The following is a 15713-nucleotide window of genomic DNA, read 5'->3' as shown; positions in this document are numbered from 1 at the left end:
CCGAGAGTCCCAACATGGGTCCGCCGGAGTCAGGCGTTGAGTGCGAAATCGCGCACATCGGTGGTGCGAAATCGATCCGGATGGACGATTGATGCCAGTCGTAACGATTGCCGCCGGAGGTTCGAAATGTGGCCGTTCCTGTCGGCATGGGCTACGATCACCACCCATGCTGCCCGATGCCGGAGAAGACGTTCGATGGCATCGGATACGGGCTTTGGAAGGCGCACCGTGCGGTGCCGGAGAGCACCATGATCGATTGGAACGATGTTCGCTACTTCCTGGCCGTCGCGCGCGGCGGCTCGGTGCGGTCGGCCGCCGGGCATCTGGGGGTAAACCATTCGACCGTGCTGCGGCGCATCGCCCAGCTTGAAGAGCAGCTCGGCACGCAGCTGTTCGAAAAGCGGCCTGCGGGCTATCGCCTGACGGCAGCGGGCGAGGAGGTTCTCGAGTTCGCGAACCAGATGGAAACGTCGTCGCACCAGCTGGAGACACGCGTTTTCGGTCGCGACCAGAGCGTGCGCGGGCTTTTGCGCGTGACGCTGCCGCCGTTCCTCGCGACACATCTGCTCATGCCGGATCTTGCTGATTTTGCCCGCATGTATCCGGACATCGAGATGGAGATCCTCCCGACCGGCGCGGTCGCGAATCTGACGAACCGGGAGGCCGACGTCGCGATCCGCATCGTGCTGGACCGGGAAACGCTGCCGCCCAATCTTCACGGCCTGCCAGGCCCCGAATTGTCCAGCGCCATCTATATGTCGCGCGATCGCCTGGCCGCGTGCCGTGCCGGTGTGGCCGATCCTGTCCGCTGGATCGTCATAAACACTGACGGACTCCCGGGCTGGGCTCGCGAGGCAGAGGTTCGCACCACAGGGACCCCGTTCAGGACCCCGGACGCCGAGGCGCAGATCGCCGCAACGCGGCAAGGGATCGGGATGACGAAACTGCCGTGCTTCGTCGGCGATGCCGACCCCCTGCTGGCCAGGGTGCCGGGCACCGGCCTGCACGGGCATGGAACGCTCTGGCTTCTCACGCAGGGGGAGACGCGCAGGACGAAGCGCGTGCGGCTCTTCACCGAATTCGTATCCCGCAGGCTCGCCACACACGCGCCCCTTCTCAAGGGGCTGTCCCTATCGCGCGATTGACGCGCGATCGCGCTCCCTCCTCCGAAAGGAAGCCACCCTGTCCCGCGCCAGCCGCCTGCTCGACCTGCTTCAGGCCCTGCACCACGGCCGTCGCCCCTCCTTCACAGAAATATAATGAGCAACATCGGTTTATCAATTCTTCAACTCACCACACAGGCTCTCAGCCATCCGTCGATCGGCTCAATTCCTCCCAATCGGCAATTTCGCTGTCCAGCCGAGTCATACGCTCACGAACCAGACGCAGGGCGTCGCTGCCCAGAAGCAGTTGCGGTGGCGGGGCATCCGACGCAACAAGCGCAAGCACGGCAGATGCGAGCTTCGCGGGATCTCCCAGCTGCCTGCCGTCCTTCTCGTGCCGCGCGGCCCGGATCGGATCGAACAGAGCGTCGTAGTCCGCGATCGAGCGCTCGGTCCTGACCATCGAACGCCCGGCCCAGTCCGTGCGAAACGACCCGGGACACAGCGCCGTGACATGAACGCCGAAGGGCGCCATTTCCGCGCGCATGACCTCCGAAATCCCCTGCAGTGCGAATTTGCTGCCGCAGTAGTACGCTATGCCTGGCATCGTGATCAGGCCGCCCATCGATGTCACGTTCACGACGAAGCCCCTGCGACGTTCGCGAAAACGCGGCAGAAACGCCTTGGCGACCGCAACCGCACCGAAGACATTGACGTCGAACTGGCGGCGCATTTCCTCAAGGGGCGATTCCTCGAGCACGCCTTCATGCCCATAGCCCGCATTGTTGATAAGCACGTCGACCGGGCCGTGGTCTTCCTCCGCCTGTGCGACGATGGCGGGAACGCGGTCGAACGCGGTGACGTCACAAAGGACCGCGCGGACATCCGGCAGCCGCTCCAGCAACGACGCCCTTGCGGTGTGCGACCGCACCGCACCGATCACCCGGTGACCCGCTTCAAGGGCGGCTTTGGCGATGGCAAACCCCAAGCCGGAGTTGGCGCCCGTGATAAAAAAGATCTGCTCCGGCATGGCTCCGCTCCGCTCGATTGCATTCATGCCTTGACTGATAGTATCACATCGGCGTGCATTCTATCGCAGTTTCTCTGGATTTCTTGCTCGATCCTATGAATCCTCGACCTACACCCTCTCTGCTCCTCGCGCTGGCCGCCGAACTCGCACCGCGGCATGGCTACAACGTCACGCCCTTGCCGAATATCCGCATCCTGCGGTCCGAGACCATTCTCGAGGACGTGCCCGTCCTCTACCGACCAGGTGCGGTCTTCGTACTGCAAGGGTCCAAGCAGGGCTTTCTCAATGGCGAGGTCTACCGCTACGATGCCGACCATTACCTTGCCGTTTCGCTCCCCGTGCCCTTTCGAATGGCCTCGCAGGCCAGTCCCGACCAGCCCCTGCTCGCCATCTATTTCGATTTTGACCTGCATCTTGCCGCTGAAATCGTGACCACACTGGATGGACAGGTCAGTCATGACGACAGGACGCCGGCGAGAAGCCTTGTCTCAAGTCCGATGACGCCTCCCATTCCCGATGTGCTCGGGCGTCTGCTTCATGCCCTCTGCACCCCGCGGGAACTCGCCATTCTCGGCCCGGGGCTGCTGCGTGAACTGCATTACCACGTACTGGTAGGGCCTCAGGGTGGCGCGCTGACGGCGGCGCTGCGTCGCAATGACAAGGCAGACAGGATCGTGCAGAGCCTGACCCTGATCCGTGAACGCTACAATCAGGGACTGTCGGTGCCGGAACTCGCTGCAACGGCCGGTATGAGCGTTCCTTCCTATCACGCCGGCTTCAAGTCCCTGACCGGGAACACGCCGATCCAGTACATCAAGGCCCTGCGCCTGCACGAAGCCAGGCTGATGATCGCACGGCGCAAGGGCTCGATTGCCGTTATTGCCGCCGCAGTCGGCTATGCCAGCGCCGCCCAGTTCAGCCGGGACTTCAAGCGCCATTTCCGCCGCAACGCCAGTCAGGAGGCCGGATGGATGCGGGAACATCTGGGGGAATTGGCGTAGGCGCGCAGCGAAAACCTCCCGCCCGCAGCCGCCTCTGTCCCGCACATCTACCGGATTTCCCGAAACCCGCATGTGAGCGGACAAAAATCACATCCAGCACGCCCCACCCACATTACGGACAAGCAGATCGAGGTCGCCAGTGTCCGGACATGGCCGCCCGCGACTGATCCAACTCATGCCGACGTCGTTGCGTAAGCGACCACTCCCGGTGGCGGAGAGTAGTCGCTTGCCAGGTTGCAGTCATCCGGCCTCGGCCATCCACTGCACCGCGTCTTCGCCGGCGGCGATCCTGAGCGGGGCGTTCGGATCGGTGGCTGCCCGCCAGATCGCCGCCGCCACATCGGTTGCATGGGTGACCGGACCGCTCTCCTCGCGAAAGCTTGCGATCATGCCTTCGATCATCGGCTTGTAGTCGGCGTTATCCAGCCCACGCAGATGCGGCATGGCATTGCTGCCGAAGCTTGTCTCGGGCGAGCGTCCGGGAAGGACGATGTGCACACGCACGCCGAATGGCTCCATCTCGACCGCGAGGCTCTCGGTGAGCGCGTTCACGGCCGCCTTGCTGGCCCGGTAGACGCCGATGAGCGGTAGCGGCTTGAGCGTCGCACTCGACGTGACGTTGATAATGGTACCGCTGCGGCGTTCGCGGAACCCGGGCAGGATCGCCTGCATCGTCGCCAGCGTGCCCAGCGTGTTGGTCTCCAACAGCAGGCGCGCCGTATCCGGCTCGATCAGTTCGACCGGCACGGCTGCGCCGAATCCTGCGTTGTTGACCAGCACGTCGATATGACCCGCTTGCCCGAACGCCTCGCGGACGCCGTCCGGATCGGTGACGTCGAGCGGCAGGACGGTGAGATTGTCTGAATCGGGCAGAAGATCGGCCTTGGGCTGGCGCATCGTGGCGACGACGTTCCAACCCTTCTCGAGGAACAGCTTCGCGGTCTCGAGACCGAAGCCCGAGGAACAACCGGTGATCAGAACAGTCGGCATGGTCATGCTCCGAGAGTGTTTGTGGTCATCTGGATATGGCCGTGAACCCAGAGACCATCTATGCTTCCCCGTCTCGAATTCATTGGCGATAGTCCTGTCATGACCGTTGATCCGCTTGCCGAGATCGTGACCCTGCTCCAGCCCTCGGCCAGTTACTCCAAGCTCGTCGAATATGCCGGACGATGGCGCATCCGCCGCAACATCGAGGGCAAGCCCGTCTTTTTCGCGGTCCTGGAGGGCGAATGCCGGGTGGTGTCGTCCGGCCGGCCCCCAATCATCGTGCGAAAGGGAGATTTCGTGCTGTCCCCGTCGACCAGCGATCACGTCGTCGAAAGCATCGACGCGCCACCGCATGGTATCGCAATGATGCCGGCAGAGGTCGGCGAGGGGCGTTTTCGGGTCGGACCGCCGGACGGAACCGTAAATCTCAGAATGCAGGTCGGACTCTGCAGCTTCGCCTCGCCCGATGCCGCGCTGCTCGTCTCCCTGCTGCCGGCGATGATCGTCGCCAGCGGCGAGCCGCGACTCGCGCTTCTGCTTCAGCTGGTGGCCGATGAGACGCGCCATTCCCGACCGGGACGGGAGGTGGTCCTGGAACGCCTTCTCGAGGTACTGCTCATCGAGGCATTGCGGTGCGGGGCCGACGTCATGTCGATACCGAGCCTCTCCCGGGGGCTGGCGGACGATCGTCTGGTCGCTGCCCTGCGGGCCATGCACGCGCGGCCGGCGCGCGGCTGGACCGTTGCCGGCCTCGCCGCCGAAGCCGGAATGTCGCGCTCGGCGTTCTTCGCGCGCTTCACGCGCGTCGTCGGCCATCCGCCGATGGAATATCTGCTGGCATGGCGCATGGCGCTTGCCAGGCGCCTGCTGCGCACGCGCGAACTGGCGATCGAGCATGTCGCCGCGCAAGTCGGCTATGGCTCGGGAAGCACCTTCAGTACCGCCTTTGCCCGCCATGTCGGAATGTCGCCAATGCGATACGCCAAGGCCATGAGCACCAGATAGCAGCAAGCGAACATCGAGAGGCGTGGCCGTCCTTTGGACTCGAGAAGATTCAGCATCCTGCCGCGCGCTCAAAGCGCAGGACACCGGCCTGCCGCGCCGGGTGGCCGGTGTCGTTCGGATGATTGATCCCGTCCATCACCGGAACATCGGGAAAATCGAACGGGCCGATCCCGTCCAGGCAGGCCACGTTCACGGCATGCAGGCTCGGGTCGGAACGCCGCTGGTGGTGTGTGTGGATGCCGCACCGGGAACAGAAGAAATGCTGTGCCGTTCCCGTGTTGAAGCGGTAACGCGTCAGCATGTCCTCACCCTGCAGGATCCTGATCCCGCCCGCTGCCGCCATGGCGACGACCGCGCCACGCATCCGGCAGTACGAGCAGGTGCAACGCCGGATTGATGTGAAGCCGTCGCTGAGCGTCACCGCGAAACGCACCGCGCCACAGTGGCAGCCGCCTGTCCTGTTGTTCGTATCGCCTGTCATGATGACTGTCTCCCGACTGCAATGCTGCGCGCCGCAATCGCCCGGTGCTGTCAGTTTCCCGCCGGATCACGCTTTTTTCAGCGAGGACCCCAGCCGAAGCACCATGGGCACGATCAGCAGCGCCGTCGCGGCCGCCGCCAGATGGCCCGTGGTCCGGCTGGTATGATCGGCAATGGCGCCATAGGCGATGGGCGCCAGCCCGCCCGCACCGATCACCCCGGTGTAGAACACCGCGAAGGCCCGACCGGTATCCCCGCCCGGCGCGAGTTCGGGCACCGTTCCATAGAGGACGGATGACGTGCCGTTCAGGACGATCCCCAGCAGGGGAAGAAGCAGCAGCGTTCCCCTCAGGGGGGTGAACAGCGTGACGACGATCAGGAACGACGTCAGCGTCTCCGTCGCCACGACGCTCCCGACGACACCGAGGCGATCGGCCAGCCACCCGCATGTCGCCTTTCCCAGCGCGCCTCCGGCAAAAAGCAGCGCCAGGGCGATCCCGACCGTCGCCGACGAGCCACCGCGACCATGGACAAGAAACGGAAGGAACAGCAGATAGCCCATCCGCGTCGCGGTATCGAAAGCGCCGATTGCCAGCAGCCAGGCGAAGCCCGACCCGCCGCTCCGGGACTGCTGCTGTCGCGGCGCCAGGGGACCGGCTGCCGCCTCCCGGGTCATGAGCCCTGTCAGCACAAGGGCCAGCACCAGACCCAGCAGCGCCAGCAGACCCGCAACCGGCCGCCAGGCGAAGACCGGCAGCAGAAGGGCGATGAAGGCCGGCAGGATCGCCTTGCCCAGATCGCCCGAGAAATTATAGAGCCCCAGCGGACGCCGTGCCGCCGTGCCATAGCTTTCGGTGACCAGCAACGACGCCCGGGGATGCTGGATGCTCGACCCGACGCCTGCGAGCACGAGGCCGCAGCACAAACCGGCAAACCCCATCGGAACCGCCATGACCGCGAAACCGCTTGCGGCGATCAGCGTGGACAGGACCAGCGCGACGCGGGGTGACCTGCCGTTCAGCAGGTGGTCCGCAGGCATCTGCAGCCCGCCCATCGTGCCGAAATAAAGCGCACGCACGATCGCAAGCCCGGCATAGGAAAGGCCGAACTGCGATTGCCAGACCGGCAGGAAGGCATAGAGCCCGTCCGTATAGCCATCGTGCAGCGCGTGGGCGAGGCACGCCGCCAGCAGCCCCCGGCGCTGTTCCCGGGGGCGCGCGGCCTGGCGCCCGGATTTCATGACGACGCTTGTCCGCATGGTGCGCCCGCTCCTCCCGCGGACAACCTTAAACACGTGACTTTTCAGAAAATAGTGGGAATAAAATCACCATAACCGTCAGTTTTTCTCACGGATTCCATGCGTCGCCTGCCTCCTCTCAATGCCTTGCGTGTCTTCGAGGTCGCGGCCCGGACGGGCACTTATGCCCGGGCCGCATCGGAACTCGGCCTGACGCATGGCGCGGTCAGCCGTCAGATCGCCTTGCTGGAGAACTGGCTGGGCCAGCGGCTGTTCAGCCGATCCGGACGGCGCATGGTCGCAACGCCGATGGCGCGCATTTTCGCGGCCGAGGTCGGCGGTGCCTTCGAACGGATAGCGGCGGCCGCCGAGGCGTGCGGACGGCCCGGTGCGCGACGGATCCTGCGCGTCAATGCGCCGGTCAGCTTTGCCATGCGCTGGCTGATCCCGAGGCTGGCGCTTTTTTACAGCGCATATCCGTCGGTGGAGGTGGTCGTGACGACCGTCTCGACGGTGCACGAGGAACTTCGCGGCGGCTTCGACGTCGCCATCCGACGCGGCGTGGCGGGGGCCGGCGCATGGCCGCATCATCGCGCCACGCCCGTGCTGGACGACGTCGATACGCTGATCATGAGCCCGACGCTGTTCGCACGGCGGCCGATCCTGCATCCCGCCGATCTTGAGGGCCATGCGTTCCTGGCCAGCGAGACGCGGCCGGGGGACTGGACCGACTGGCTGCAGGCAGCAGGCCTGCCGCATCTGGTCGGCCGTTCCCGCACCGTGTTCGACCATTTCTTCATGACCCGGCAGGCCGTGCTGGACGGGCTCGGCGTGGGTATCGGTCCACTCCCGATGCTCGATATCGACATCGCGACAGGTCGCCTCGTGACACCCCTCCCGCAGATCCGGGTGGCCCGCACCGGCTACGTGGCCCTGATCCCCACCGGCATCGACGGCGACACGCCCTCCGCCCGGTTCGTTGCGTGGCTGGCCGCGGAAGGGACGACTGGACGATGACGGCCAGCGTGCCAAAGACGTCCAGGGGCGGCCAGCCTTCAGATGGCCTGCCCGCCGGAAACTTCGATCCGCTGCGCGTTCACCCAGCGATTATCCTCGGACAGCAGCGCGGCGATCATCGGGCCGATATCGTCCGGAAGCCCGGGACGCCCCAGCGCGGTGACCTCCGCGATATGGCGGGCGACGTCCGGATTGTCCCGCACCAGGCCTCCCGAGAAATCGGTCTGGATAGCGCCCGGCGCCACCGTGTTGACGGCGATGCGGCGCGGACCGAGTTCCTTGGCCATGTAATGCGTCATGACCTCCACCGCCCCTTTCATGGCCGCATAGGCAATCCGGCCGGGATAGGCGAAGCGCGTCAGCCCGGAGGAGATGTTCACGATCCGGCCCCCATCCGCGATCAGCGGCAGCAGCGTCTGCGTCAGGAAGAACGGACCTTTGGCATGCATGCGATAGGCGGCGTCGAAATCCTCCTCCGTCACCTCGCCGAACAGCCCGGCATGTGACGTGCCGGCCATGTTGACCAGGTAATCGAAACGCTCGGCGCCCCAGTCGCCCAGCACGCGCCGGACCTCATCGGCGAAGGCGGGAAAGGCGTGCGTGTCCCCGGTGTCGAGTGGCAGCGCCACCGCGCGGGCTCCGCTCCGTCCGACATTGTCGACCACCTCGTCGGCCGCGGATCTGTTGGTATGGTACGTGAGGATCGATGAAACGCCACGGCGCGCCAGCGCCTCGACGGTTGCGCGGCCCAGTCCACGGCTTCCGCCGGTGACGATGGCGATGGTGTTCGCGACAGGCATGGGGATCTCCTCTGGTGAGGGGCCGATCCTGGCCACAACCCCGCCCGTTCGATAAGACCGCTCTTTCCGTCAGCATTGTTTTGCGCGATGGAATAATCCCATGGACAGGCTCGCGACACTCGATCTCTTCGTTCGCATTGTCGATCGCGGCAGCTTCAGCGCCGCGGCAGCCGACTGCGGCGTCTCCCGCCCCGTCGCAACCGCCGCGATCAAGGCGCTGGAGCACAGGCTCGGCACGCGGCTGCTTCACCGCTCGACCCGCCACGTCCGCCCGACCGTCGAGGGGACGGCCTATTATCGCCGGTGTGTCGCGATCCTCGCCGATATCGAGGACGCGGACCGTGGCGCGAGCGGCGCCGTGGCAGGCCTGTTGCGCGCCGATGTCGTCGGGCGCCTGGCGCGCATGATCGTGCTGCCGGCACTGCCGGACTTCCTTGCCCGGCATCCTGCGCTGACCGTTCACCTCGGCGAGGGCGAACGGTTCGTCGATCTGGTGCGCGAAGGCGTGGATTGCGTCGTACGGGCCGGAACGCTCCCCGAGAGCGACATGATCGCCCGCCACCTCGGCGTGATGGAGGAAGTGACCGTCGCCAGCCCGGAGTACCTGGCCAGGCACGGAACGCCCGCCTCTCCCGACGAACTCGGGGGCCATCAGATGATCGGCTTCGTGTCGTCGCGCACCGGCCAGCCGCTCCCGCTGGAATTCACGCGCGGAGACGAGGTGATCGAGATGCTCCTGCCGGCGCGCCTGCTGGTCGGGGGCGCCGATACGGGTGCAGCCGCGGCCAGGCTCGGCTTCGGCCTCGCGCAGGCGCCGCGTCACGGCTTCGCGGACGACCTTGCGAACGGCACGCTGGTCGAAATCCTGCCCGGTTTTCCACCGATGCCGACGCCGCTCTCGGTGCTTTATCCGAGCAACAGGCAGCTCTCGCCGCGTGTGCGCGTCTTCGTGGACTGGCTGGTGGACGTCATTGGCCCGGCACTTCACCCCGGGACGCGGCACGCGCGCCGCACCGGGCGATCGTAGGCATGGAAGGCGTCCGACCGCCATGACCGCGTCACCCCTACGCGTGCGCGAATGCGAGATAGAGCGAGATCGTCGCAATCGACAGCACGGTGGATGCCAGGACGACACGTCCGGTCAGGGCCGCCTCCCGGTCGTAGAATTCCGCCAGCATGAACGATCCCGTTCCCGTCGGAAGCGCCGCGAGAAGAACGGCAACATGCGTCATCGCCGAGGGCAGATTCAGCACCGGCGCGGCGACGATCCACGTCACCAGAGGCTGGGCGACCAGCTTCAGGCCGACCAGAATGCCGGCCGTCGACGCGCGCGGCGACGCGGCGCTGGCGGAGGTCCCGGCCAGGAACAGCCCGAGCGCAATCAGGGCGCACGGCGAGGCGGCACCCCCCAGAAGCTTCAGGAAGACATGAACCGGGCCCGGCAGGTGACCGCCGGATATCATGACCAGGCCGCCGAGTACCGGCGCAATCAGCAACGGGTTCCTGACAAGGGAGAAGACGATTTTCGCCACGATGTCGCGACGCCGCGCCTCGGTTTGCAATCCGGCCTCGATCAGGACGATCGCGACGACGAAAAGCACGCAGACCGTCACGATCGTTGCGATCAGCGTCGGCGCCATGCCGGTCTCGCCGACCAGCGACAGGACAAGGGGAAAACCGACGAACCCCGTGTTGGCATAGCTCGCGTTCAGCCCGTCGATGGCCGCGTCGGCCAGATGGTGCCCCGTCGACACCCGCCACCACAGCGTCCCGCCGAATACGACGAAGCAGCCGGTCGTGAACGCCAGGATGAACCCGGGTTCCCAGATATCGGTCGTTCTTGCGTTCGCCACGATGTCGAACAGCACCGCCGGCAGTGCCAGATAGACCACCAGCCGGTTGACCTCCCGCGTGGCATTGGGCCCCAGCGCGCCCGACTTGCGTGCGATCCATCCCGTCAGGATAAGGGCGAAGATCGGCAGGACGATCAGAAGATTGTTCAACATCGAATGTCTCGGGAGGTCGGCAAACGCGGGACGCTACCGCAGGCTATCGATATAATCCAATGCCCGGACGGTGCATGATCAATACTTGCAGGGTATCGGATGGACACGCGGCACATGCACCATGTCATGACCCTCGCCGGGACGCTTCATTTCGGCCGGGCGGCCGAACGGCCGAGCGGATGAACACGAGCCAGCCGCCGTTCAGCCGGCGGATCGCCACGATCGAGCGCACGCTGGATGTGAAGCTGTCTGACCGAAACGCGCAACGTGGCGCTGACCCCCGCCGCAGAGCATTTCATGACGGACCGCCGCAATCTGCTTGCGCGGTTCGGGGACGCCTGCCGGGACGTGAGCGCCTGCGTGGACATGCGCGCCGGCGGCGATCCGACGCGCGTTTTCCGTGCTTCGCGGCGGCCGGCCGTCAAGCGCCGCCCGGCAGCATAAGGCCCTTCAGGGACGGAGGCGGTATGTGTTGGCCGCTCCGTCGGCGGAAACGGTGAATTGCGCGCTTCCGGCCGCGCCATCATAAGCGACGGGGATCGGGCGGGTGCCATTGCCGCCATTGCCGCCGATGCCGTGCGGCGCATGGTCGAACCCGTGGACGACGACGCGATAGCTGCGCCACCAGGGCTGAAAACTGCCTTCCGGCCTGCCGATTGTCACCGCCACGCCATGGTCGGCCTCCACGGTGCATGACAGGGCGACACGGCTGTAGACGCCCTGGCGGAAGGCGAAGCTGTGGCCGTCGTCCGCATAGACGCTGCCCTGGCAGTTCGCACCCGGATAGACGTCGATCTCCAACGGTCCCCGCGGCGTTTCGCCCGTGCTCTGCACCAGCGGCTGGCGCGGAATGATCGAACCCGCCCGGACATAGACGGGCAACTGGTCGAGGCGCGGCGTGATGCTGACCATGTGCGGCGCGGCGGGGCCGGTATCCTTCAGGGTGATGAACAACCCGCCGGCCCCCCACAGGCTGAGCGGCCTGAGGCCGCCGACCGGCCGGCCGGTCCAGTACTCGTACCACCCGCCCGCCGGCAGGATGACGGAATAGGGGCCCGGCGATTCCGGGGTGGGCGGCGCCGCGACCATCAGCGCGCGTCCCAGCATGAACTGGCTGCCGGTGGCGAGGTCGAGCGGCGTGCCGTCCAGCAGGCCCTCGGGAAATTCCAGGAACAGCGGGCGCATCATCGGCAGGCCGGTGCGCGCCGCCTCTTCCGCCACGGTGTACAGATACGGCAGCAGCCGGTAGCGCGCCTCGATGAAGCGGCGGCGGATGTCCTCGTGCCGCCTGCCGCCGATCCAGGGTTCCTGCGGCAGGCTCTGCTCGTCGCTATGGTCGCGGGCGATCGGGGTGAACGTCGCCACCTCGATCCATCTGGTCAGCAGGTCGGCCGAGGCCGAGCCCGCGAAGCCGCCGATATCGGCGCCCGAGAAGGTGAACCCGCCCAGGCCCAGGCTCTCCAGCATCGGGATGGTCAGGCGCAGATGGTTCCAGGTCGAACTGTTGTCGCCGGTCCAGGTCACGCCATAGCGCTGGCCGCCGGCATAGGTGGCGCGCGTCATCACGAAGGGCCGCTCGTCCGGCTTCAGCGCCAGCAGGCCCTCGTACGTCGCGCGGTGGTTCTGCATGCCGTAGAGATTGTGGATCTCGCGATGGAAGGCGACGCGCGACGCGAAGCCCGGTTCGTCGATCCGGTGCCGGTTGTCCAGCGGCATGGTCTTGGTCGGCGTCTCGAAGATCGCCGGCTCGTCCATGTCGTTCCAGAAGCCGGCAATGCCGTCCTCAAGGTAGAACTGCCGGTAGAGCGTACCCCACCAGGCGCGGGTGGCGGCCTGGGTGAAGTCGGGGAACAGGGTCGGGCCCGGCCAGACCGGGGCGACGTAAGGCTGGCCGGCGCCCGTCTTCACGAACCGGTCCTGCGCCATGCCGCTGTCATAGGGGGCATAGCCCGCGTTCGGCAGGTCGGCGATGTGCAGGTCGGTGATCGCCACCGTATGCACGCGCTGGGCGGTGAAATCCGCCACCATCCTGCCGAAGGTCGGGAAGGTCCCGGGATCGACCGTGAAAGGGCGAAAATGCTGCTGGTAGTCGATATCGAGCCAGATCGCGTCCAGGGGAATGCGATCGTGCCGATAGCGCGCGACGACCGATCGGACATCCCTTTCGGTCGGATAGCCCCAGCGCGACTGCTGGAAGCCCAGGGCCCAGAGCGGCTGCATGGCGGGCGTGCCGGTCAGCCAGGCATAGGCGCGTTCCACGTCCCCGGGGTCGGGGCCGGCCAGGACGTAGTAATCGACCGGGCCGCCGTCGGCGCCGATCGTCAGTTCCCCGCGCCGCGCCTTGCCGAAATCGAAGCTGGTGCGCCAGCTATTGTCCAGGAACACCCCGTAATAGCCGCCCTTGGTATAGCCGATGAAGAACGGAATGTCCTTGTAGAGCGGGTCCTGCCCTTCCTGGTAGCCATAGCTGTCGGTGTTCCACATGACGAAGCTGCGCCCCAGCCGGTCCAGCGGGCCGAACTTGTCGCCGAGTCCGAAGTAATGCGCGTCGTCGGGGATGGCCTTGGTGATGGTGAATCCGGCGCCGCGCCGGTCCGGCAGCACCGCGCCGTCCAGGTCGGAGAGCAGCACCCGGCCGGTGCGGTCGGTTACCGTCACCCCGCCATCCCTGCGCGCGACCGAGACCTTCATCGCCCCGGTGGAGAAGCCTGCCGCGTCGGCGGTCGAAAAGCCGGTGACCGCCACCGACGCCCGGCGGGCCGCGGGCAACGCCGCCCAGGACGCATCCTCGGGCAGGGCGCCGTTCCGGCCGATGCGCACCCGCACCACGTCGTCGCGCAGCACCGTGATGCGCATGACGACCGGACCATGCTGCCACTCGATCCCCGTGGACAGGACATGAAACGCCGACGCGGCGGCCGTCGCCGTCTCGGGCGCCGACGCATAGGCCACGCAGGGAGAAAGACCCAGGGCCGATGCGAGAAGCGCGCCGATGCGGGATCCGCAGCCCATCATGGAAAGAGCCATGTGCGAGACGATACCTTTCATTGCACTCGAAACGAGTCCGCGGCCTTGCCATGCGTCACCGGCGTCCGCCTGATCGCGTTCGCGATGTTACGCTGTATAGACCCGCGCCTCCCAGGGGGCCAGCCACGTCACGCCTCGTGTCCCCCCACGATGGGCCATATTGGAAATCAGAAGCGATGCCTGGGCGAGATGGGGCGAGTCATACGTAAAGCCGCGATCCGACATGTTGATCAGGATGAACAGCCTGCTCTTTCCGGACTCGCGGCAGTAGAAAAAGACGGCACTGTGATCAGGATCCAGATCCTGATAGGAACCATGGACCAGCGCCGGATGCTTGCGCCGAAGCGCAATGAGGTCGCGGAAATAATAATATACCGAATCGGGATTGTTCAAGCATTCCCGCGCGTTGATTTGAATATGATTTGGATTGACACGGTACCAGGGCTTGTCCGCCGTCGTGAATCCCGCATTTTTCGACGCATCCCACTGCATCGGACTGCGTGCGTTGTCTCGTCCCAGCCCCTTCAGGCTTTCGAAGAACGCTTCCGGGTCGACCCCCTGGCGCTTCACCAGCGTCTCCCACGCGGTCGGAACCTGCACGTCCTCGAAATCCTCAAGTCCCTCGAAGGGAAGATTCGTCATGCCCAGTTCTTCACCCTGGTAGATGAAGGGTGTTCCACACTGCGTCAGAAGCATGGTCGCAATCGCCTTGGCCGAGGCTTCGCGGAAAAATGCGGTATCGTTGCCAAAACGCGAAACGGCGCGGGGCTGGTCGTGGTTGTCGAGAAAGACCGTATTCCATGAATCCGGCGACTGCGGCCGCCCTGCCGCGGCGTAGATGTCCTTCAACTTGGACAGTGGCCAGGCGATTTTACGCCAGCCCTGCCGATCGACATGGACGATATCGAACGCGAAGACCATATCAAGCTCCCGACGGCCGCTGTCCGTGAACAGCGGGATGTCCTGCGCATGCATGCCATATGCTTCGCCGACGGTCATGACATCGTAATGGGACAGGACGCGGTCGTTCATTTCGCGCAGGTAGGCATGCAGGTGCGGACCCGCGGCATACACATATTCCGGGGCCTTCAACTCTTCCACGGTCATGTCCCGGAAGGACGGCATTTTGGAAATCATGGTAATGGCGTCCATCCTGAAACCGGCAACGCCCTTGTCCAGCCAGAATTTCATGATGGAAAACACTTCGTCGCGAACGGCGGGGTTATCCCAGTTCAGATCCGGCTGATACGGCGAAAACAGATGAAGATAGCTGCTGTCCGACGCCGCGTCGAAGGTCCAGGCACTCCCTCCCCAGGGGGAGGGCCAGTTGTTGGGCGGCAGTCCGCCTTTGGGTTCGCGCCAGATGTAATAATCGCGATACGGACCATCCTTGGATGCCCGGCTTTTTTGGAACCACGGGTGCTGGTCGCTGGTATGATTGACGACAAGGTCCAGGATGATGCGAAGTCCGAGGGACGATGCCTTCTCCATCAGCCTGTCAAAATCGCTCATGGTCCCGAATTCAGGCATGATCGCCTTGTAATCGCTGATATCATAGCCGTTATCGCGATTGGGGGACGCGAAGATCGGCGCCAGCCAGATCGTATCGGCGCCCAGATCCCGAATGTAGGACAGCTTGTCGATAATACCGGGAAGATCGCCTATCCCGTCATTGTTGGAATCTTTGAACGAACGCGGATAGACCTCGTAAATGACGGCTTCTTTCCACCATGTGCGGCGTGCGGCGGATTGATCCCCGCGCGCTGCCGCAGGCCGGCCGATCATGACCGTGCCGGCTCCAGCCACTGCACCGCCCAGCAGGCTTCTCCGCTTCAGCATTCGCATATCTCTCGTTCCTGATGGCATGGGCAGATCAAATATCGCCAGATCGACGGGGCAAAAGTCCCGGGACGTTCGGGGGAAGGATTCGCGCCCGGTCCCTGCGACGCGGAAGTCATGGCCTATCTCCCGGCGGTCCCGTCAGCATTCAGGGCCTGTGCGGACATGCGCGCTGGCG

At 65.3% G+C, this 15713-nt stretch carries 14 protein-coding genes and 1 pseudogene; 7 read left to right on the top strand and 8 right to left on the bottom strand.

The genetic code is table 11. From position 1 onward, the window contains the following. The first annotated feature begins 128 nt into the window (after positions 1-128). Positions 129-1145 (top strand): LysR family transcriptional regulator, encoded by a 1017-nt coding sequence (locus tag HLH28_RS04065; RefSeq protein WP_338029645.1) that lies wholly within the window; start codon positions 129-131, stop codon positions 1143-1145. Between the two features lie 160 nt (positions 1146-1305). Here the strand turns inward: HLH28_RS04065 and HLH28_RS04060 are convergent, their stop codons facing one another. Further along, positions 1306-2133 (bottom strand): oxidoreductase, encoded by an 828-nt coding sequence (locus HLH28_RS04060; RefSeq protein ID WP_182954782.1) that lies wholly within the window; start codon positions 2131-2133, stop codon positions 1306-1308. 95 nt (positions 2134-2228) lie between these two features. On the opposite strand from HLH28_RS04060, the gene HLH28_RS04055 reads away from it, so the two are divergent. Next, positions 2229-3134: an AraC family transcriptional regulator gene (locus HLH28_RS04055; RefSeq protein ID WP_182954779.1), complete on the top strand. Its 906-nt coding sequence runs from the start codon at positions 2229-2231 to the stop codon at positions 3132-3134. 240 nt (positions 3135-3374) lie between these two features. Here HLH28_RS04055 and HLH28_RS04050 read toward each other — a convergent pair whose 3' ends face one another. Then, positions 3375-4124, bottom strand: a complete 750-nt coding sequence (locus HLH28_RS04050) for an SDR family oxidoreductase (RefSeq protein ID WP_182954777.1) — start codon at positions 4122-4124, stop codon at positions 3375-3377. A gap of 99 nt (positions 4125-4223) precedes the next feature. On the opposite strand from HLH28_RS04050, the gene HLH28_RS04045 reads away from it, so the two are divergent. Continuing rightward, entirely contained in the window at positions 4224-5129 is a 906-nt protein-coding gene (locus HLH28_RS04045; RefSeq protein ID WP_182954775.1) for an AraC family transcriptional regulator, read from the top strand. A 49-nt stretch (positions 5130-5178) separates the two neighbouring features. On the opposite strand, the gene HLH28_RS04040 is transcribed toward HLH28_RS04045, so the two are convergent. Next, complete coding sequence (locus tag HLH28_RS04040; RefSeq protein ID WP_182954772.1) at positions 5179-5610, bottom strand: GFA family protein; 432 nt, start codon at positions 5608-5610, stop codon at positions 5179-5181. Between the two features lie 66 nt (positions 5611-5676). Further along, positions 5677-6867, bottom strand: a complete 1191-nt coding sequence (locus HLH28_RS04035) for an MFS transporter (protein WP_182954769.1) — start codon at positions 6865-6867, stop codon at positions 5677-5679. Positions 6868-6966: 99 nt separating this feature from the next. Between HLH28_RS04035 and HLH28_RS04030 the strand changes: the two genes are divergently transcribed. Further along, positions 6967-7863: a LysR substrate-binding domain-containing protein gene (locus tag HLH28_RS04030; RefSeq protein ID WP_182954765.1), complete on the top strand. Its 897-nt coding sequence runs from the start codon at positions 6967-6969 to the stop codon at positions 7861-7863. A gap of 38 nt (positions 7864-7901) precedes the next feature. On the opposite strand, the gene HLH28_RS04025 is transcribed toward HLH28_RS04030, so the two are convergent. Next, on the bottom strand, positions 7902-8663 hold the full coding sequence (locus HLH28_RS04025) for an SDR family NAD(P)-dependent oxidoreductase (RefSeq protein WP_182954762.1): 762 nt from the start codon (positions 8661-8663) through the stop codon (positions 7902-7904). 100 nt (positions 8664-8763) lie between these two features. On the opposite strand from HLH28_RS04025, the gene HLH28_RS04020 reads away from it, so the two are divergent. Further along, complete coding sequence (locus HLH28_RS04020; RefSeq protein WP_182954759.1) at positions 8764-9690, top strand: LysR family transcriptional regulator; 927 nt, start codon at positions 8764-8766, stop codon at positions 9688-9690. Between the two features lie 37 nt (positions 9691-9727). On the opposite strand, the gene HLH28_RS04015 is transcribed toward HLH28_RS04020, so the two are convergent. Further along, the gene (locus HLH28_RS04015) at positions 9728-10669 is read right to left on the bottom strand and encodes an AEC family transporter (protein WP_182954756.1); all 942 of its coding nucleotides are present in this window, start codon (positions 10667-10669) and stop codon (positions 9728-9730) included. Between the two features lie 59 nt (positions 10670-10728). Here HLH28_RS04015 and HLH28_RS18355 point away from each other — a divergent pair. Further along, positions 10729-10887: pseudogene (locus tag HLH28_RS18355) on the top strand (hypothetical protein); the annotation flags it as partial. A 49-nt stretch (positions 10888-10936) separates the two neighbouring features. Then, complete coding sequence (locus tag HLH28_RS17975) at positions 10937-11113, top strand: hypothetical protein (protein WP_246395649.1); 177 nt, start codon at positions 10937-10939, stop codon at positions 11111-11113. Positions 11114-11119: 6 nt separating this feature from the next. Here HLH28_RS17975 and HLH28_RS04005 read toward each other — a convergent pair whose 3' ends face one another. Together HLH28_RS04005 and HLH28_RS04000 are read right to left on the bottom strand one after the other, a co-directional pair. Next, positions 11120-13696, bottom strand: a complete 2577-nt coding sequence (locus HLH28_RS04005) for a glycoside hydrolase family 31 protein (protein WP_220789918.1) — start codon at positions 13694-13696, stop codon at positions 11120-11122. 87 nt (positions 13697-13783) lie between these two features. Next, on the bottom strand, positions 13784-15541 hold the full coding sequence (locus HLH28_RS04000; RefSeq protein ID WP_220789917.1) for an alpha-glucosidase: 1758 nt from the start codon (positions 15539-15541) through the stop codon (positions 13784-13786). Positions 15542-15713 lie beyond the last annotated feature (172 nt).

Origin of the sequence: Gluconacetobacter tumulisoli (assembly GCF_014174155.1) — a bacterium.
In the GTDB taxonomy this organism is placed as follows: Bacteria; Pseudomonadota; Alphaproteobacteria; order Acetobacterales; family Acetobacteraceae; genus Gluconacetobacter; species Gluconacetobacter tumulisoli.
The sequence above is the reverse complement of the archived record's forward strand: the minus strand, read 5'-3'. Positions and strand labels throughout refer to the sequence as shown.